We start from the raw sequence: 17635 nt of genomic DNA on the forward strand, positions 1-17635 counted from the left end.
AAACTGCCGATACTCGGCATATGTGGCGTTTTCCTCGATGGGTTCTGTTGCCGCTGTTGATGCTCACCCTGCCCGCGCGGGCAGGGGAACGGTTTGACACGGTCGTTCGTGACCTGCACGTCAATGGGTATTCCTCGGTCGCCGATGCGGTGACGCGGCTTCAGGCGGCCGACGACCGGCCCGGCGCAGAGGCGCCGCTGGCGAAGCGTCATCGCTATTACGCAGCCCTTGGTGAATTTGCCAGCTTCGACCTGGAGCGCAAGCCGTCTTTGTCGGCGGCGGCGCGCGAGGCGCTGGAGCACCTGGAGGCGATGGCGGCCCGCGAGGACTGCCGTTCCTGTACGCTGGATGCGCGAATGACTCGGGCGCGACTTGCATTCTCCCGGCGCGATACCGACGAGGCTGCGCGGATCCTGGCCGGTGTCGATGCCACCGGGGCGAGCGCGGAACAGTTGCTGCGACTGCATTTGCTGCGCGGACGGCAATACCGGCAGCAGGGCCTCTTCGCTCAAGGGGTCGCCGAAGTCGTTCCGGCCATGGAGCTTGCAAGGCGGCTGGGCTACATCGCCGATCGCATCGTCGCGCTCAACCTGTTGACCACCTTCAACGGCTACTTGGGCGATTACGCGCGGGCCGAGGCTTACGGTCGCGAAGCCTACGCACTGGGCGAGCGGATCGGTTCGCGGCGGCTGATGACGGAGAGCCAGCTTAATCTCGGCTTCACCTATTCCCTGAGCGGGCAGACCCAGCGTCAATTGCAGGCCTATCTGCGCGGCTTGGAACGTGCGGGCGACGCCCCGGATACGGCCGCGAACCGGATCGTCCTGCTGTCCAACCTGGCCGACTACTGGCTGCGGAAAGAGGACTATCGCCAAGCGCTGGACTACGCGCGGAGTGCCGAAGCGTTGGCGCTGCAAATGGACGACGCATTGGGCTTGATGTTCTCGCGCACCAATGCCGGCGTGGCGAGAGCGCACTTGGGCGATGTCGACGGCGGTATCTCCAATGTGCGCGAGGCGATCGCCATCGCCGAGCGCAAGGGCATGCCCGTCGATGTGATCGGCGTTACCCAGGAATTGGCGGGCATCCTGGAGTTCGCGGGGCGCTATCGCGAGGCGCTGGCCGAGCTGCGCAAGCTGGAGTCCCTGCAGCGTGAAGTGACCCGGCAGGAACGCGACAAGGCGGTGCTGGAGCTGCAGGAACGTTACTCCGCCGAAAAGCGCCAGCGCGAGATCGAACAGCTGGCGGCCACCAACCGGGTCAAGGAGGCGCAGCTGTCCGTGCAAGCCTGGCAACGCCGGTTGTGGGCCGCGTTGGCGCTGGCGCTGGCGCTGGCCGCGGTGGTGCTGGTGCAGTGGCTCAAGCGAGTGCGCAGCGCTAACCGCCGGCTGTCCGACGACGTCGCGGTGCTGGCCGAACAGTCCACGCACGATCCACTCACCGACGCGTTCAACCGCCGCCAGGGGCATAACCTGCTGGCGCGCCACGCCGAGGCGCTGCGCGCAGCCGCGCCCGGCGAGCCGCCCGCCTTGGGCCTGGTGCTGCTGGACATCGATTTCTTCAAGCACATCAACGATACCTACGGCCATGCCGCCGGCGACCAGGTGCTGGTGGAAGTGGTGAAACGCCTGCGCGGATTGCTGCGCATGCAGGACGCGGTGGTGCGCTGGGGCGGCGAAGAGTTCCTGCTGTTGCTGCCCAACGTGCAGGCCGGCGCGCTGCCGATGCTGGCGGGACGCATGCTGCACGCGCTTGCCGACGTGCCCGTGGCGGTGGGCGGGGCGGCGGTCACGGTGACTGCTTCGGCCGGCTGCGTGGCGTCGCCGTTCGGCAGCACCGCCGATTTCGAATCGCTGGTCCAGTTGGCCGACCTGGCGCTGTACCGGGCCAAGCTGAGCGGCCGCAACCAGGCCGTCTGCGTGGGCGGTGCGACTCCGGACCTGGACGCCGCAGCACTCGGCCAGAACTTGGTGGCCGCCAGCACGGCCGGCAAATTGGTGCTGGAAATCGTGACTGGCCCGCTCGGGCCGCGGCACGCAGGCGGCGAAGAGTCGCAGGAGGCCGCGCCAATCGGAACTTTCTGACGAATTCGGGCGCTTGAAGTTAATTGCCCGGGTAAAACATAATTCGAGTTGCGCTGCAACATCACGCGGCGCTCCGCGCTTGCTAGACTCGCCGTTCGACGAATGACGGAGCGCGCGATGAACTGGCTCAACGAAATGCTGCAGAACGATCCCGATCCGCAGGAATCGCGGGAGTGGATCGAGTCGCTGAAAGCGGTCATCGACCACGACGGCGCGCAGCGCGCGCACCAGCTGCTGGAAGGCATGGTGGAGCTGACCCGCCGCGCCGGCGCGCACCTGCCGTTCGCGCCGACCACCGCCTACGTCAACACCATCCCCGCGCATCTGGAGCCGGCGATGCCGGGCGATGCGCACCTGGAATGGCGGATCCGCTCCATCATCCGCTGGAACGCGATGGCGATGGTGGTGCGCGCCAACCGCAAGCCGGGTTCGCTGGGCGGCCACATCGCCAGCTTCGCCAGCTCCGCCACCCTGTACGACGTCGGCTTCAACCATTTCTGGCGCGCGCCCAGCGCCGACCATCCGGGCGACCTGCTCTACATCCAGGGCCACAGCTCGCCGGGCATCTACTCGCGCGCCTTCCTCGAAGGCCGCATCAGCGAATCGCAGCTGGACAGCTTCCGCATGGAAGTGGACGGCCGCGGCATCAGCAGCTACCCGCATCCTTGGCTGATGCCGGACTTCTGGCAGACCCCCACCGTGAGCATGGGCCTGGGCCCGCTGGCCGCGATCTACCAGGCGCGCAGCTGGAAGTATCTGGAAGCGCGCGGGCTGATGCCGAAGACCAACCGCAAGGTCTGGTGCTTCATGGGCGACGGCGAGACGGACGAGCCGGAATCGCTGGGCGCAATTGGCGTGGCCGGCCGCGAAGGCCTGGACAACCTGGTCTTCGTCATCAACTGCAACCTGCAGCGCCTGGACGGCCCGGTGCGCGGCAACGGCAAGATCATTCAGGAGCTGGAAGGCCAGTTCCGCGGCGCCGGCTGGAACGTCATCAAGACCATCTGGGGCAGCTACTGGGATCCGCTGCTGGCCAAGGACACCAGCGGCGAACTGCGCCGGATCATGATGGAGACCGTCGACGGCGAGTACCAGAACTGCAAGGCCTTCGGCGGCGCGTACACGCGCGAGCATTTCTTCGGCAAGTCGCCGGAGACGCTGGCGATGGTGTCCAGCCTGAGCGACGACGACATCTGGCGCCTGAACCGCGGCGGCCACGACCCGCACAAGGTCTATGCGGCCTACGACGCGGCGATGAAGACCGCCGGCCAGCCCACCGTGATCCTCGCCAAGACGGTGAAGGGCTACGGCATGGGCAGCGCCGGCGAGGCGCTCAATCCCACCCACCAGACCAAGAAGCTGGACAACGACGCGGTGCGCGCGTTCCGCGACCGCTTCCAGCTGCCGATCAGCGACGACCAGCTCAAGGACGGCGACGTGCCGTTCTATCGCCCGGACGAAAAGTCGCCGGAAATGCAGTACATGCGCGATCGCCGCGCCGCGCTGGGCGGCCACTTGCCGGCGCGCCGGCGCAAGGCCAGCGCGCCGCTGGAAGTGCCGCCGCTGGCGACCTTCGAGCGCCTGCTGAAGTCCACCGGCGAGCGCGAGATCAGCACCACGATGGCGTTCGTGCAGATGTTCAACATCATCCTGCGCGACAAGCAGGTCGGCCCGCGCTGCGTGCCGATCGTGGCCGACGAGGCGCGCACCTTCGGCATGGAAGGCCTGTTCCGCCAGCTCGGCATCTACGCGCCGCAGGGCCAGAAGTACAAGCCGGTGGACGCCGACCAGCTGATGTTCTACCGCGAGGACGCGGCGGGGCAGGTGCTGGAGGAAGGCATCACCGAGGCCGGCGCGTTCGCCAGCTGGATGGCGCTGGCCACCAGCTACAGCAGCAACGATCTGCAGATGCTGCCGTTCTACATCTACTACTCGATGTTCGGCTTCCAGCGCGTCGGCGACTTCGCCTGGCAGGCCGGCGACATGCGCGCGCGCGGCTTCGTGCTGGGCGGCACCGCCGGCCGCACCACGCTCAACGGCGAAGGTTTGCAGCACGAGGACGGCCATTCGCACATCCAGAGCGGGCTGATCCCGAACGTGCGCAGCTTCGACCCGAGCTTCGCCTACGAAGTGGTGGTGCTGGTGCAGTACGGCATGCAGCGGATGCTGGCCGAGCAGCACGACGAGTACTTCTACATCACCCTGATGAACGAGAACTACACCCATCCCGAAATGCCGGCCGGCAGCGAGGAAGGGATCGTCAAGGGCATGTACCTGCTGAAGGACGCCGGCAAGGGCAAGAAGGGCGAACTGCGCGTGCAGCTGCTGGGCAGCGGCACCATCCTGCGCGAGGTGATCGCGGCCGCCGACCTGCTGGACGCCGACTTCGGCATCAAGGCCGACATCTGGTCCTGCCCCAGCTTCACCGAGCTGGCCCGCGACGGCGCCGACGCCGAGCGCTGGAACCGCTTCCATCCGGAAGCCAAGGCCGCGCGCAAGCCGTGGGTCACGCAGCAGCTGGAAGGCCGCCAGGGCCCGGCCATCGCCGCCACCGACTACGTGCGCGCGTTCGCCAACCAGATCCGCGAGTACGTGCCGATGCGCTACAGCGTGCTGGGCACCGACGGCTACGGCCGCAGCGACACCCGCGAGAACCTGCGCCGCCACTTCGAAGTGGATCGCTACTACGTCGCCCATGCGGCGGTCGCCGCGCTGGCGGCCGAAGGCAAGCTCACCGCCAAGGACGTGGCGCGCGCGCTCAAGCTCTACAAGCTGGATACCGACAAGCCGAATCCGCTGCTGGCGTAAGCGTCGGAAGATGCGCAACGAAAAAGGCGGCCAGTGGCCGCCTTCTTCGTGATGCGCTTCGTGAATTGCGCGTGTCTTTTTTCGACGCGGATGAACGCGGATCGCTTTATCCGCCTTTATCCGCGTCCAATGCTGCTTTCAATGTGTCGTTCGCGCGTTATTCCGCCGCCTTCGGCGCGCTGCCGAAGCCGCCTTCCGCCTGCGCCGCCAGCCAGGTGAACACCGCATACGCCGCGGTGTTCTGCGCCAGGTCCTTCGGGTCGATCTTGTCGAGGGTGTCCTCGGCGTTGTGGTGGAGGTCGAAGTAATGGGTGCCGTCGTGGCCCAGCCACGCCCAGGCCATGCCGCGCTGGGTCAGCGGGCCGATGTCGGATTCCGGCTCGCCCTTGCCCGGCATCCACTCGATGCCCAGCGGCGCCAGCACCTGCTGGATCTGCGCCAGCGCGGCCGGCTGCAGGTCGCGCGCGCTGGAGTCGAAGCCGTAGATGTGGCCCGCGCCGAAATCGCTTTCCACCGACATGACGTGGTTGGCGACGTCGCCCGCGTGCTTGTCCGCGTAGGCGCGGCCGCCCCACAGGCCCTGTTCCTCGTTGGCGAAGGCGACCACGCGGATGCTGCGCGCCGGCTTCAGCGGCTTGATCAGCGCGCCGGCCGCCATGGTGATGGCGACGCCGGCGGCGTCGTCGATCGCGCCGGTGCCGTAGTCCCAGGAGTCCAGGTGGCCGCCGATCAGCACGACTTCCTGCGGGCGCTTGCTGCCGGTGATTTCGCCGATCACGTTCTGCGAGGTGTATTCGCCGTCCCAGCCGCAGTCCAGCGCCAGCTTCACGCGGATCGGGCCGAGCGCGACCAGCCGCGCCAGCTGCTCGGCGTCGATGGTGGACAGCGCGGCGGCCGGGATCGGCTTCAAGCCGTCCTCGTAGCGGGTGCCGCCGGTATGCGGCGCGCGCGAGGTGTCGGTGCCGGCCGAGCGCATCAGGAAGCCGACCGCGCCCTTATGGATCGCCAGCGACGGCCCGCCCCAGCGCACGCGGCCGCTGTTGCCGTAGTCGCTGCCGTCGCGGCGCGCCTGCATGTGGTAATCGACAAAGACGATTTTGCCGGCCAGCGAGCCGTCCGGCGCGGCTTCCAGCGCGGCCAGGTCGGGGAAGCGCACGACTTCGCCTTCCACCGTGCCGCCGACGCTGCCGCCCAGTGCGGCCACGCGCAGCGGCTGCGCGTGCGCACCCAGCACCTGCACGGATTCGCTGTGGCGTACCCACTTCGGGAAGGTCACCGGCTCGGTCCATACCTTGTCGTAGCCCAGCGCCTTGAACTTGGCCTTGGCCCATTCGACGGCGCGCGCGTCGGCCTCGCTGCCGCCCGGGCGCGGGCCGACCTCGGTGGTCAGCGATTCGGTCACCTTCCAGGCGGTGTCGTCCTTGAGCACGGCGTCGCGCAGCGTGGCGGCCTGCTTCAGCGCGGCGTCGGGAATGCGGGTGGGTTGCGCGGCGTGCAGCGGCGCGGCGACCAGCAGGGCGAGGGCGGCGGCGAGGACGGTGGTGCGCATCGGCAGGCTCCGGCAGAAGGGAAACCGCGAGTGTATGGCCCGCGGCCCCGCCGTTGTCCCGTGCCGGAAGTCGCCGGGCGGTTATTTCCTGAGCGAATCGCGGATGTCGCGCAGCAGCAGGATCTCTTCCGACGGCTCGGCGGGCGCGGCCGGCGCGTCCTCGGGCTTCCGGTGCAGCTTGTTGATGCCCTTCACCACCATGAAGATGGCGAAGGCGACGATCACGAACTGGATGACCGCGTTGATGAACTCGCCGTAGGCCAGCACCACCGCCGGCACTTCCTGGCCGGCGGCGTCCACGCTGGCGGCCTTGAGGGTGATGGCGAGCTTGGAGAAATCCACGCCGCCGATCAGCAGGCCGATGGGCGGCATGATCACCTTGTCCACCAGCGCGGTGACGATCTTGCCGAACGCGCCGCCGATCACCACGCCCACGGCGAGGTCGATCACGTTGCCGCGCATCGCGAATTCCCTGAACTCGGTCATCATGCCCATCGGCCGCTCCGTCGAAGTGGTGTGTGGCGGAAGATTAACCGTTCGCCGGCGCGATGTGGCCTTGCAGCGCAAGCGCATCGCTGATGCGCGCATGGAAGGCGTCGCCCGGCTGCAATGCGGCGACGCCGGCGGGCGTGCCCATGAACACCAAGTCGCCGGCGCGCAGCGCGTACAGCTTCGACAGTTCGTGCAGGATCTCCGGCACGTTCCAGATCAGCTGGTCCAGCGTGGACTGCTGGCGGCGTTCGCCGTTGACGTCGAGCGAGATCGGCAACGCGTCCAGCGCGCCGAGTTCGCCTGCCGGCAGCAGCGGGCCGACCGGCGCGGAATGGTCGAAGCCCTTGCCGGTATCCCACGGCAGGCCCTTGGCCTTGGCGGCGGCCTGCAGGTCGCGGCGGGTGAGGTCGAGGCCGACGGCGTAGCCGAACACCAGCGACGAAGCGGCATCGACCGCAAGCTCGTCGGCGGGCGCGTCGACGCCCAGCGCCACCACCAGTTCGACCTCGTGGTGCAGGTCGGACGTGCCCGGCGGGTAGGGGACGACGCCGTCGACGACGATGGCGTCGGCGGGTTTCATGAAGAACACGGGATTGCCGCGCTCGGCCTTCGAGGCCGGCGCCGCCGCGCCCATTTCGCGCGCGTGGTCGGCGAAGTTGCGGCCGACGCAGTAGATGCGGCGCACCGGGAACGCGCCGAGCGTCTTGCCGGCGCGATCGATCACGGGAATGCGCGGCGTGGCCGCGGCGGGAATCACGTCCATCGGACGCGCCTCCGGTCAGCGCGCCAGCGGCAGCTGCGCCTTGCCGACGACGTGGTAGTCGCCGTCGATGCTGCCGCGGCGTGCGCCAGCGGCGGGTTTGCCGCGCTGTGCCCACAGCCGCCACAGCATGCCGCCGGCCAGCATCGCCGCGCCGACGAACACGCCCAGCACCACCAGCGCCAGCAGCAGGGCGATGCCGACCACGCCCAGCGCGATCCGCAGCAGCGGGTGGCGCGGACGGCGCGGCGCGCTGAAGGCGAAGGTGCGGAAGCGGCGGAAGGCGTGGTGCTGGAAGATCGACATCTGGCGGCCCTGGAGGTTGCAACGGCGTGACACAATGCGGCGCAGTATCGGCAGAACCGGCGGGGCAGTTGTGAGCAGTTCGTTAAATCCGGCAGCGGCGGCGCTGGCGCCGCTGGACGCGCTGCCGCCGGACGGCCTGCACGAATGCGAAGCCGGCATCGACGGCGAAACCGAATCGCTGATCCTCTATCGCGCCCCGGACGGCGCGGTGCGCGCCTGGTTGAACGTCTGCCCGCACGCCGGCCGCCGGCTGGATTTCGCGCCCGGCAAGTTCCTGCGCAGCAAGACCGGCGAACTGGTGTGCGCGGTGCACGGCGCCACCTTCGAGCTGGGCAACGGCGACTGCGTGGCCGGCCCCTGCCGCGGCGACTGCCTGCGCGCGGTGCCGGTGCATGTGGCCGACGGGCAGGTCTGGCTGGATGCGGCGGTGCCGGCGTCCGGCTGATGGGCAGGCGGACCGCATGAAACTCGCGCTGGCGCTTTTTCTCGCGTCGATGCTCGCCGGCTGCTCCGCTTCGCGCGCCGAAAAAGACCAGCAGGACTTCTTCGAAGTCGAAGCCTACGCGCGCCTGAAGCCGGGCATGACGGAAGCGCAGATCCTGTCGTGGGCCGGATCGCACGAGCTCGGCAGGGCCTCCGATGGCTCGACCGACATCATCCTGCTTGCGCCGGGCATCGACACCCGCTGGCCGCACATCCCGTGCGCCCGCACGTTTACGCAAATCCGCATAACGCTCGATGGGCAGCGGAAGCTGGCGTCGTACAGGCTCGGCCGGGGCGGGGTCTGCCTGTAGGCATCCGGCAGGCGCCGACGGCGCGGCCTCGGCTCGCGGGATTCGGACGCGGGTGCTTTCAGGATGCGCGGGTTGCACCACCCATCCGGCGCTTCAGAACATCAGGTTGATCATCACCACGATGACGGCGGTGTAGAGCAGCGTCAGCGGGCCGCCCGAGCGCCACATGTCGCGCGCGCTGTAGCCGGCCGGGCCGGTGATCATCGACACCGACGGGTTGGACGCGGTGACGAAGTTGTTGGAGGCCGACAGCGCTACGATCAGCGCGAACGCGGTGGGATTGCCGCCCACCGCCAGCGCCAGGTTGATCGCCAGCGGCACCAGCACGATGGTCGCGCCGACGTGGCTGATCACCATCGAGAACGCGGTGGTGAACAGCGCCAGCGCGATTTCGATCAGCCACGGCGGCATCCCTTCCGGCAGGCGCTCGATGCTGTGCCCGGCGACCCACGCCGCCGCGCCGCTGGAATCCATCGCCCAGCCCAGCGGGATCAGGCAGGCCATCAGGAACACGGTCTTCCAGCTGATCGCCGCGTAGGCCTCGTCCATCTTCAGCACGCCGGTCACCAGCATGCCGGCCACGCCGGTCATCAGCGCGATCGAGGTCGGGATGCGCGAGGACAGCGCCAGCAGCATGCTCACCGCGAAGATCGCCATCGCGATCTTGAACTTGTGCGGGCGCTGCTCGCCCTTCGGGTAGTCGGTGACCACCACGAAGTCGCGGCTGCGAGCGGCCTCGGCGAGGTCGGTCCAGATGCTGTGCAGCACCAGCATGTCGCCGGCGCGGATCGGGATGTTGCGCACGTCCTCGCGCAGCACCTGCTTGTCGCGGTTGATCGCCAGCAGGCTCAGGCCGAACTGCTGGCGCAGCCGCAGCTGCGCCTGCGGCTTGCCGATGAAGCCGGAAGTGGGTGGCACCACCGCCTCGGAGATGCCGGCGCGGCTGGGGTTGAACAGGTCGGCGAACGCGCGCAGCCGCGCCGATGCGCGCAGGAAGTTCTTCTGCGCGAAGTCGGCGATCTGCTGGCGTTCGCCCATCACGCCGAGCACGCTGCCGACCCAGATGCGGGTGTCCGCCGGCGGCGCCAGCCGCGATTCGCTGCCGGTCTGCAGCGCCAGCAGCAGCGGCGCGCCGACCTGCGATTCGGCGTCGCCCACGCTCATGCCCACCAGCGGGCTGTCGGCGGTGACGGTGAGTTCGTGGATGTCGCCTTCCAGGCCGTAGGCGCGGGCGAAGTAGCTGTCGGTGCGGGCGGGAGTGACCGCGTCGTCGGTGCTCTCGCGCAGCAGGCGGTCGCCGAAGAAATGGAAGTAGGCCAGCGACGCGGCCAGCAGCACCAGGCCGATCGGCAGCGGCGCGAACATCTTCAACGGCTGCAGCGAAGCCGCGCCGGACGGCATGTTGGCGTTCGCCGACACCAGCAGGTCGTTGAGCAGGATCAGCGGCGAGTTGCCGACCATGGTCAGGCTGCCGCCCATGATGATCGCCGCCGACATCGGCATCAGCAGCCGCGACAACGCCACGCCGGTGCGCGCGGAGAGCCGCGAGGCGACCGGCAGGTACAGGGCGGTGACCGACGTGTTCTGCATGAAGGCCGAGTTGATGCCGGCCACCGCCGAGGACAGCAGCAACAGCCGCTGCTCGATGCCGTGCGCGTGGCGCAGCAGCCAGCTGGCCAGGCGGTTGAGCGCGCCGGTGCGGTCGAGCCCCGCGCCCAGGATCATGGTGGCGATGACGTTCATCACCGCGTCCGAGGAGAAGCCGCCGAAGATGTCCTCGGGCGCCACCAGCCCGGTCAGGCCCAGCACCACCAGCACGATCAGCGCGGCGGCGTCGGCGCGGATGCGCTCGAACAGGAACATCGCCATGGTGAACGCCACCAGGCCCAGCACCAGCAGCATGTCGTTGGTGAGGGTGAGGGTGGTGTCCATCAGGCGTCGTCGGTGTCCTTACTTGAGTGCCCGGCGGCTCAGCTGCGGTTGTACAGCAGATCCCAGACGCCGTGCCCCAGCTTCTGCCCGCGCGTCTCGAAGTGGGTCTGCGGCCGCCATTCGGGACGCGGCACGTGGCCGCGCGGGCCGGCGGCGTTGGTCAATCCGACGGTGGCGTCGAGCACGTCCCACATCTGCTCCGCATACTCCCGCCAATCGGTGGCGAGGTGCAAGCGCCCGTCGGACGCGAGCTTGCGCACCAGCAGCGCGGCGAACTCCGGGTTCACCAGCCGGCGCTTGTGGTGACGCTTCTTGTGCCAGGGATCGGGGAAGTAGATGCGCACCTCGTCCAGCGAGCCGTCGGCGACTTCGTGCTCCAGCACTTCCACCGCGTCGTGGTGGTAGAGGCGGACGTTGTCCGCGCCGTCTTCCGCCAGCGCGTTGAGCAGGCGGCCGACGCCCGGCGCGTGCACTTCGACGCCGATGTGGTCGCGGGCCGGATCGCGCTGCGCGGAATGACGCAGCGCCTCGCCGTTGCCGAAGCCGATTTCGAGGATGCGCTTCGCCTTGCGGCCGAAGGCGGCGTCGAAATCGCGCGGCGCGCCGGCGTAGTCGAGGCCGAAGCGCGGCCACAGCTCGTCGAAGGCGCGCTGCTGGGCGTCGGTGAAGCGGCCTTGGCGCAGCACGAAGCTGCGCACCTTGCGCACGCCCTCGGTGACGGTGAACGGCTTGGGCGGCGCCTTGGCGCCGCTGCTGGAGAACGGGTCGGTCAAATGGGCGGTCTCGTCCGGTGGGCGGCGCGCGAGGCGGGCGCCGCCTTCGCAAGCATGAAGGTCGGGGCGCGTATTGTCGCCCGGTTGCGGCGGCTCTGACGCAGCGCAGCGTGAGATCGTTATGATTTCATGAAACGATCCCGCCATTCGCTGGCGTACGGCGAAGCGGGCCGGCCATCGATCAAGTGTCGGATCAGCCCGCAACACGACAACAACAATTCAAGACAACAACACTTCTCCGAGGATGCCGATGAAAACCCTGTTCCGCCGGACCCTGCTGTCCGCCGCCCTGGCCGTGGTCGCGATGCCTGCCCTGGCGCAGACCGCGCCGTCTTCGCCCTTCACCAGCACCGTGTTCTTCGGCGACAGCCTGACCGACGGCGGCTATTTCCGCCCGCTGCTCACCCAGATGCTCGGCCCGAACGGCTCGATCATCGGCCAGTTCACCACCAACCCGGGCTACGTCTGGTCGCAGCACCTGGCGAGCTATTACGGCGGCAACGCCGCGCCGGCCTGGACCGGCAACACCACCGCCACCCCGACCGCCGGCAGCGGCGACAACTGGGCGGTGGGCGGCGCGCGCACCGGCACCACCACCGTCGGCGGGCTGGGGCTCACCCCGTCGCTGACCGCGCAGTACCAGGCCTACCTGGGCGCCGGCAACACCGTCGACCCGGGCGCGCTCTACACCGTCTGGGGCGGCGCCAACGATCTCTTCTACGCCACCGGCGTGTTCCAGGCGACCCTGGGCGGCGGCGGTTCGATGCAGCAGGCGCAGGCTGCCGCGCAGGCGGTGGTGGGGCAGGCCGTCACCGCGCAGGCCGGCATGATCGGCGCGCTGAACGCCGCCGGCGCGCAGTACATCCTGGTGCCGAACGTTCCCGACCTGGGCATGACGCCGTCCTACATCAGCCAGGGCGCGGCTGCGCAGGCGCTGGGCACTTCGCTGACCACCGCCTACAACGACGCGCTGTTCGGCGGCCTGGCGACCGCCAACGTGAGCGTCATCCCGCTCGATACCTTCCACTTCCTGCATGAAGTGGTGGACAACCCGTCGGCGTTCGGCCTGACCAACGTCACCGGCCAGGCCTGCCTGCCGCAGCCGGCGCCCGCGGGCGATTCCTCGCTGTTCTGCACCGCGCTGTCCAGCGTGCCCGGCAGCGCCAGCAGCTACCTGTTCGCCGACGGCGTGCATCCGACCACCGCCGCGCACGAGGCGCTGGCCGATTTCGCGATCTCGGTGATCGACGGCCCGCGCATGATTTCGCTGCTGCCGCGCTCGGCCACCACCACCGGCCGCGCGCGCGCGGCGATGGTCGATGGCGCCGCCGCCGGCATCGCTTCGGCGGAAGGCGACGGCATGCACTGGTGGGCCGACCTGCGCGGCCAGCAGCAGCGCTTCGTCAAGTCCACCGGCTTCGACGGCATCGGAGGCACCGGCTCGTTCGGCATCGGCTGGCGCAGCGGCAACCTGATGTACGGCGCGTTCGCGGGCTACGGCCGGCAGGACGTCGACTTCGGCTACCGCCGCGGCGACTTCCGCCAGACCGATTCCAGCGTCGGCGGCTTCGTCGGCTGGACCGGCGACGGCCTGTGGGCCAACGGCCAGCTGAGCTGGACCAAGCTGGGCTACAAGGTGGACCGCCAGGTCGTCCTCGGCCAGGCCAGCCGCACCCACAACGGCTCGCCGGACGGCGACAACTTCAGCGCCGGCGCCAGCGTCGGCTGGAACTTCAGCCACGGCGCCTGGCAGCACGGCCCGGTGCTGAGCCTGCTGGCGCAGAAGATCAGCGTCGACGGCTACGCCGAGAACAGCACGCAGTCCACCGCGCTGGCCTATCCCAAGCAGGACGTCGATTCGCTGATCGGCAGCGCCGGCTGGCAGGTCAGCTACGCCATGAGCGAGCACCTCCGCCCGTACATGCGCCTGACCTGGGACCGCGAGTTCGAGGACGCGCCGGCGCAGGCGTGGGCGCAGTCGCTGTCGATGCCTGGCACGCTGCCCTACGCGGTGCCGGGCGTGGCCTTCGACGACAGCTACGGCACCGTCGGTCTGGGCGTGCGCACCAAGCTGCTGGGCCTGGACGTGACCGCCGGCGCCAACGTGACGGTGGAACAGATGGGCGGCAGCGACACCAGCGTGTTCGTCACCTTCGGCGGCGCGTTCTGACGGCAGCGGCGGGCGGGACGCGCATTGCGTCCCGCACCGCCGCCGGCATAGACTTGCCGGCCTCGCGGGTGTAGTTCAATGGTAGAACTGCAGCTTCCCAAGCTGCTAACGTGGGTTCGATTCCCATCACCCGCTCCAAGACGATGGAAACACAGGGCGGCATCCACATGGATGTCGCCCTTTCCGTTGGCGATGCCGATGATGGGCATTGCCGGCAGCGGCGCACGCACGGGCCATTCGCGATGAAACTCGCCATCCTTTCCCGCAACGGCAAGCTCTATTCCACCCGCCGGCTGGTGGAGGCGGCGCGCGAGCGCGGCCACAGCGTGCGGGTGCTCGACCCGCTGCGCTGCTACCTGCGGATCAGCAGCGACGGCTTCGACATGCGCTACAAGGGCAAGCCGCTGGCCGGCTACGCCGCGGTGGTGCCGCGCATCGGCGCGTCGGTGACCCGCTACGGCTGCGCGGTGCTGCGCCAGTTCGAATTGATGGGCTGCTACAGCCCCAACAGCGCGGCGGCGATCGCCCGCGCGCGCGACAAGCTGCGCTGCCACCAGGTGCTGGCCGCCGAGGGCATCGGCTTGCCGGTGACGGTGTTCGGCGACAACCCGGACGACACCGGCGACCTGCTGGCGATGCTGGGCCCGGCCCCGCACGTCATCAAGCTCAACGAGGGCACCCAGGGCGCGGGGGTGATGCTGACCGAGAAGCCGTCGGCCTCGCGCGCGGCCATCGAAACCCTGCGCGGCCTGTACGCCAACTTCCTGGTGCAGGAGTTCATCGCCGAGGCCAAGGGCGCGGACCTGCGCTGCTTCGTGGTCGGCGACCGGGTGGTCGCGGCGATGCGGCGGCAGGCGCCGAAGGGCGACTTCCGCTCCAACCTGCACCGCGGCGGCAGCGCGAAGAAGGTGCGGCCGACCCGCGCCGAAGCGGAAACGGCGGTGCGCGCGGCGCGCATCCTCGGGCTGGGCGTTGCCGGCGTGGACCTGATCCGCAGCACGCGCGGCCCGCTGGTGCTGGAGGTCAACTCGTCGCCGGGGCTGGAGGGCATCGAAACCGTGACCGGGGTCGACGTCGCCGGCGCGGTGATCGAGCACGTGGCGGCGCAGGGCGCATCGACGCAACGCAAGCGCAACGCGGATTTGACGGATTCTTAATCGCGCGGCGCGCAGGATGGCCGCGTGGTTCGCTGTACTTCCCCCGCAGCGAAACATGCAGGGCAGCATGTGACTTCGGCCCGGGCGTCTTGCCCGGGCCTTTTGTTGTCCGCGCTCCCTGCACGGCCCGCTGTGCAAGAATCGGGGAACCGCCGCCGGGCGCGCCGGTCTTAGCCGGCTGACGCCGCCATCTGGAACGACGCATGCGCATTCTGGTCATCGAGGACAACCCCGACATCGCCGCCAACCTGGGCGACTACCTGGAGGACTGCGGCCACACCGTCGACTTCGCCGCCGACGGCATCACCGGCCTGCACCTGGCGGTGGTGCACGACTTCGACGCCATCGTGCTCGACCTCAACCTGCCCGGCATGGACGGCCTGGAGGTCTGCCGCAAGCTGCGCGCCGACGCGCGCAAGCAGACCCCGGTGCTGATGCTGACCGCGCGCGATTCGCTGGAGAACAAGCTGGCCGGCTTCGACTCCGGCGCCGACGACTACCTGATCAAGCCGTTCGCGCTGCAGGAGGTGAACGTGCGCCTCAACGCGCTGGCGCGGCGCGGGCGCGGCCTGCCGGCGCGGGTGCTCAACGTGGGCGAGCTGGAATACAACCTCGACACGCTGGAAGTGCATCGCGAGGGGAAACTCATCCAGCTCAATCCCACCGCGCTGAAGATCCTGCAGGCGCTGATGGAAGCCTCGCCGGCGGTGGTGACCCGGCAGGACCTGGAGAACCGGGTGTGGGGCGAGGAACTGCCGGATTCGGATTCGCTGCGCGTGCACATCCACGGCCTGCGCGCGGCGGTGGACAAGCCGTTCGGCAAGCCGATGATCCAGACCCGCCACGGCATCGGCTACAGGATCGCCGCGCCCGATGCGGGCGATTGATGCATCGCATCAAATGCTTGTTTTCGTGCTCATTGGTGCCTGCCGCGAATCACCGAATTGCGCTTGTGCTGTTTCCTCCTTCTCGTATAGAGTAAATCCTATCGATGCGGAATAAACTTCGTATCGAGGGGTGCAGTTTTTTTCAGCAAAGCAGGGAGGGAATATGAAGAAGTTAGGTGCCGTTATGTTGGTGGTGGGGCTGGGGCTTGGTGCAGCGTCTTCAGCATGGTCAGCGGCAGCGCCATGTACAATTTGTACCATGAAAAGCATTGACCTGGGGTGGTTTGGTAAGTGGTATTGGAATGGTGATTGCCATGAGGTGCCTTCCTGTACTAATCCATTTTGATTTTATGATTTTCGATAGCGGCCCAAATGGGCCGTTATCGTTTTTACAAAATAAAGAGAAAAAATAATATTGCGATCGCTGTGGAAACAAGTCTTTATCCGCTTTTTCCGTTGCGAATTGTAAGCTGGAATTTTGGTGATTTTTTGCTGTGGGTGTAGTCGTGTCGAGGCTGACTTGGTTGGGTAATAGTCCTTGGCTCGTGAACTTATTTATTAATCTAAAGTGGCGTGGTTCGTGCGTGCCGGCCTTGCCATAAGTCCACATAATGAGAACGTCAAAAAATCATGAGGGACCAAAACGGCGGCGGTTGCGTACCCGCATCATCGCGTCTTTCGTGCTGCTCGGCTTCAGCCTGACTGCGCTGTTCGCGTACGCCATGTTGTACCTGCGCAATAGGCTGGAGAACCAGCTGATCGAGAAGACCCTGCAACGGGAAGTCGCCAGCCTGGTGCAGCAGGTCGAGACACATCCGGATCGGCAGCCTTATTTCCTGATGTTCGATGCGCGCACCTTCAGCGACGACAACGCCTACAAGATCAACCCGCTTTACCGTGGACTACAAAAGGGTGTCCATGAGATCCGCGAGGAGGAATCCTCCGGGCGTGTGCAGGTGTACAAGGTCGCGGTTCTGCGCGGGAAAAGCCAAACGGGCAAGTCTTTCACTAGCTTGGTGCGGTACAACGTAACCGATGCCGCCGCCACCTCGGACGTGTTGACGCGCTGGTTGCTTCTGGCCGTTCTGGTGTTCAGCCTGCTGGCGTTGCTGATTGGCTGGTGGTCGGCTTCGCGCGTGATGGCGCCGGTGTCCGACCTGGCGCAGCGGCTGCGGCGTTCCGGCAACAGCTCCGAGCCGGAGGCGCTGGCGCCGAATTTCCCCGACGACGAAGTGGGCGAGCTGGCGAAGGCGCTGGACGACTACGCCGAGCGCCTGACCGAAGTGGTGCAGCGCGACCGCGAGTTCAACGCCGACGTCAGCCACGAGCTGCGCACGCCGCTGGCGGTGATCCGCGGCGCGGTGGAACTGCTGCTGGCCCGGCCCGAGCTGGACGAGCGCGCCCGCACCCGCCTGTCGCGCATCCAGCGCGCCGAGCAGCAGTGCACCGACCTGATCGGCGCGTTGCTGCTGCTGTCGCGCAACGAGCGCGCGGTCGGCCAGTGCGACGTGGTCAAGGTGGCGCAGCAGCAGCTGGACAGCCATCGCGCCCAGCTCGGCGGCAAGCCCATCGATCTGAAGCTGGAAGGCGAGCCGGCGCTGGTGCTGGACGTGCCGGATTCGGCGCTGGCGGTGGCGCTGGGCAACCTGATCGGCAACGCGGTGAAGTACACGCCCAGCGGCGAGGTGGTGGTGCGGGTGCTGGCCGGCGCGGTGGAAGTCATCGATTCCGGTCCCGGCCTGAGCGAGGAGGACGCTGCGAAGCTGTTCACCCGCGGCTACCGCGGCACCCACGCGGGCCATTCGCAGGGCGGCGGCATCGGCCTGTCGATCGTGCGCCGGCTGTGCGCGCTGTACGGCTGGGACGTGCGGGTGCGACCAGGCGAAACGCAGGGCGTGGTGGCGACGCTGACCTTCGGCTGAG

14 protein-coding genes and 1 tRNA gene are annotated in these 17635 nt (G+C 68.2%); 9 read left to right on the top strand and 6 right to left on the bottom strand.

Annotation, left to right across the window (positions count from 1 at the left end; all coding sequences use genetic code 11):
* The first annotated feature begins 59 nt into the window (after nucleotides 1-59).
* Nucleotides 60-2084 carry a GGDEF domain-containing protein gene (locus tag H9L17_RS11350; protein ID WP_187569554.1) on the top strand — a complete coding sequence of 675 codons (2025 nt, stop codon included), beginning with the start codon at nucleotides 60-62 and terminating at the stop codon, nucleotides 2082-2084.
* A 117-nt stretch (nucleotides 2085-2201) separates the two neighbouring features.
* The gene (aceE, locus tag H9L17_RS11355) at nucleotides 2202-4892 is read left to right on the top strand and encodes a pyruvate dehydrogenase (acetyl-transferring), homodimeric type (protein ID WP_187569555.1); all 2691 of its coding nucleotides are present in this window, start codon (nucleotides 2202-2204) and stop codon (nucleotides 4890-4892) included.
* Nucleotides 4893-5049: 157 nt separating this feature from the next.
* Here the strand turns inward: aceE and H9L17_RS11360 are convergent, their stop codons facing one another.
* The 4 genes from H9L17_RS11360 to H9L17_RS11375 form a co-directional block, all read right to left on the bottom strand.
* Nucleotides 5050-6441, bottom strand: coding sequence for a M28 family peptidase (locus tag H9L17_RS11360; protein ID WP_187569556.1), 1392 nt, complete (start codon nucleotides 6439-6441; stop codon nucleotides 5050-5052).
* An 81-nt stretch (nucleotides 6442-6522) separates the two neighbouring features.
* Nucleotides 6523-6936, bottom strand: coding sequence for a large-conductance mechanosensitive channel protein MscL (gene mscL, locus H9L17_RS11365; protein WP_187569557.1), 414 nt, complete (start codon nucleotides 6934-6936; stop codon nucleotides 6523-6525).
* Nucleotides 6937-6970: 34 nt separating this feature from the next.
* Nucleotides 6971-7696: a fumarylacetoacetate hydrolase family protein gene (locus tag H9L17_RS11370; protein ID WP_187569558.1), complete on the bottom strand. Its 726-nt coding sequence runs from the start codon at nucleotides 7694-7696 to the stop codon at nucleotides 6971-6973.
* Nucleotides 7697-7711: 15 nt separating this feature from the next.
* Nucleotides 7712-7999: a hypothetical protein gene (locus tag H9L17_RS11375; RefSeq protein WP_187569559.1), complete on the bottom strand. Its 288-nt coding sequence runs from the start codon at nucleotides 7997-7999 to the stop codon at nucleotides 7712-7714.
* Nucleotides 8000-8069: 70 nt separating this feature from the next.
* On the opposite strand from H9L17_RS11375, the gene H9L17_RS11380 reads away from it, so the two are divergent.
* Both H9L17_RS11380 and H9L17_RS11385 read left to right on the top strand, forming a co-directional pair.
* The gene (locus tag H9L17_RS11380; RefSeq protein ID WP_425507335.1) at nucleotides 8070-8444 is read left to right on the top strand and encodes a Rieske (2Fe-2S) protein; all 375 of its coding nucleotides are present in this window, start codon (nucleotides 8070-8072) and stop codon (nucleotides 8442-8444) included.
* Nucleotides 8445-8460: 16 nt separating this feature from the next.
* On the top strand, nucleotides 8461-8793 hold the full coding sequence (locus tag H9L17_RS11385; protein WP_187569561.1) for a hypothetical protein: 333 nt from the start codon (nucleotides 8461-8463) through the stop codon (nucleotides 8791-8793).
* Between the two features lie 93 nt (nucleotides 8794-8886).
* Here the strand turns inward: H9L17_RS11385 and H9L17_RS11390 are convergent, their stop codons facing one another.
* A complete protein-coding gene (locus H9L17_RS11390) occupies nucleotides 8887-10725 on the bottom strand; it encodes an SLC13 family permease (protein ID WP_187569562.1) in 1839 nt (612 codons plus the stop codon).
* Between the two features lie 38 nt (nucleotides 10726-10763).
* Nucleotides 10764-11498, bottom strand: a complete 735-nt coding sequence (trmB, locus tag H9L17_RS11395) for a tRNA (guanosine(46)-N7)-methyltransferase TrmB (RefSeq protein WP_187569563.1) — start codon at nucleotides 11496-11498, stop codon at nucleotides 10764-10766.
* Nucleotides 11499-11748: 250 nt separating this feature from the next.
* On the opposite strand from trmB, the gene H9L17_RS11400 reads away from it, so the two are divergent.
* The 5 genes from H9L17_RS11400 (at nucleotide 11749) to H9L17_RS11420 (ending at nucleotide 17634) form a co-directional block, all read left to right on the top strand.
* A complete protein-coding gene (locus H9L17_RS11400; protein ID WP_187569564.1) occupies nucleotides 11749-13668 on the top strand; it encodes an autotransporter domain-containing protein in 1920 nt (639 codons plus the stop codon).
* A 64-nt stretch (nucleotides 13669-13732) separates the two neighbouring features.
* Nucleotides 13733-13806 (top strand) — tRNA-Gly (locus H9L17_RS11405).
* Nucleotides 13807-13910: 104 nt separating this feature from the next.
* Nucleotides 13911-14825: a 30S ribosomal protein S6--L-glutamate ligase gene (gene rimK, locus H9L17_RS11410; RefSeq protein WP_187569565.1), complete on the top strand. Its 915-nt coding sequence runs from the start codon at nucleotides 13911-13913 to the stop codon at nucleotides 14823-14825.
* A gap of 203 nt (nucleotides 14826-15028) precedes the next feature.
* Nucleotides 15029-15712 (top strand): response regulator transcription factor, encoded by a 684-nt coding sequence (locus H9L17_RS11415; protein WP_187569566.1) that lies wholly within the window; start codon nucleotides 15029-15031, stop codon nucleotides 15710-15712.
* Nucleotides 15713-16323: 611 nt separating this feature from the next.
* Complete coding sequence (locus tag H9L17_RS11420; RefSeq protein ID WP_187569567.1) at nucleotides 16324-17634, top strand: sensor histidine kinase; 1311 nt, start codon at nucleotides 16324-16326, stop codon at nucleotides 17632-17634.
* The last annotated feature ends 1 nt before the right edge of the window (nucleotide 17635 follow it).

Source organism: Thermomonas brevis (assembly GCF_014395425.1).
Taxonomy (GTDB): Bacteria; Pseudomonadota; Gammaproteobacteria; order Xanthomonadales; family Xanthomonadaceae; genus Thermomonas; species Thermomonas brevis.

Bases quoted from the DNA above. Each gene is read 5' to 3' on its own strand.
- H9L17_RS11350 (WP_187569554.1), top strand. From the start codon at position 60: ATGCTCACCCTGCCCGCGCGGGCAGGGGAACGGTTTGACACGGTCGTT.
- aceE (WP_187569555.1), top strand. From the start codon at position 2,202: ATGAACTGGCTCAACGAAATGCTGCAGAACGATCCCGATCCGCAGGAA.
- H9L17_RS11360 (WP_187569556.1), bottom strand. From the start codon at position 6,441: ATGCGCACCACCGTCCTCGCCGCCGCCCTCGCCCTGCTGGTCGCCGCG.
- mscL (WP_187569557.1), bottom strand. From the start codon at position 6,936: ATGGGCATGATGACCGAGTTCAGGGAATTCGCGATGCGCGGCAACGTG.
- H9L17_RS11370 (WP_187569558.1), bottom strand. From the start codon at position 7,696: ATGGACGTGATTCCCGCCGCGGCCACGCCGCGCATTCCCGTGATCGAT.
- H9L17_RS11375 (WP_187569559.1), bottom strand. From the start codon at position 7,999: ATGTCGATCTTCCAGCACCACGCCTTCCGCCGCTTCCGCACCTTCGCC.
- H9L17_RS11385 (WP_187569561.1), top strand. From the start codon at position 8,461: ATGAAACTCGCGCTGGCGCTTTTTCTCGCGTCGATGCTCGCCGGCTGC.
- H9L17_RS11390 (WP_187569562.1), bottom strand. From the start codon at position 10,725: ATGGACACCACCCTCACCCTCACCAACGACATGCTGCTGGTGCTGGGC.
- H9L17_RS11400 (WP_187569564.1), top strand. From the start codon at position 11,749: ATGAAAACCCTGTTCCGCCGGACCCTGCTGTCCGCCGCCCTGGCCGTG.
- rimK (WP_187569565.1), top strand. From the start codon at position 13,911: ATGAAACTCGCCATCCTTTCCCGCAACGGCAAGCTCTATTCCACCCGC.
- H9L17_RS11415 (WP_187569566.1), top strand. From the start codon at position 15,029: ATGCGCATTCTGGTCATCGAGGACAACCCCGACATCGCCGCCAACCTG.
- H9L17_RS11420 (WP_187569567.1), top strand. From the start codon at position 16,324: ATGAGAACGTCAAAAAATCATGAGGGACCAAAACGGCGGCGGTTGCGT.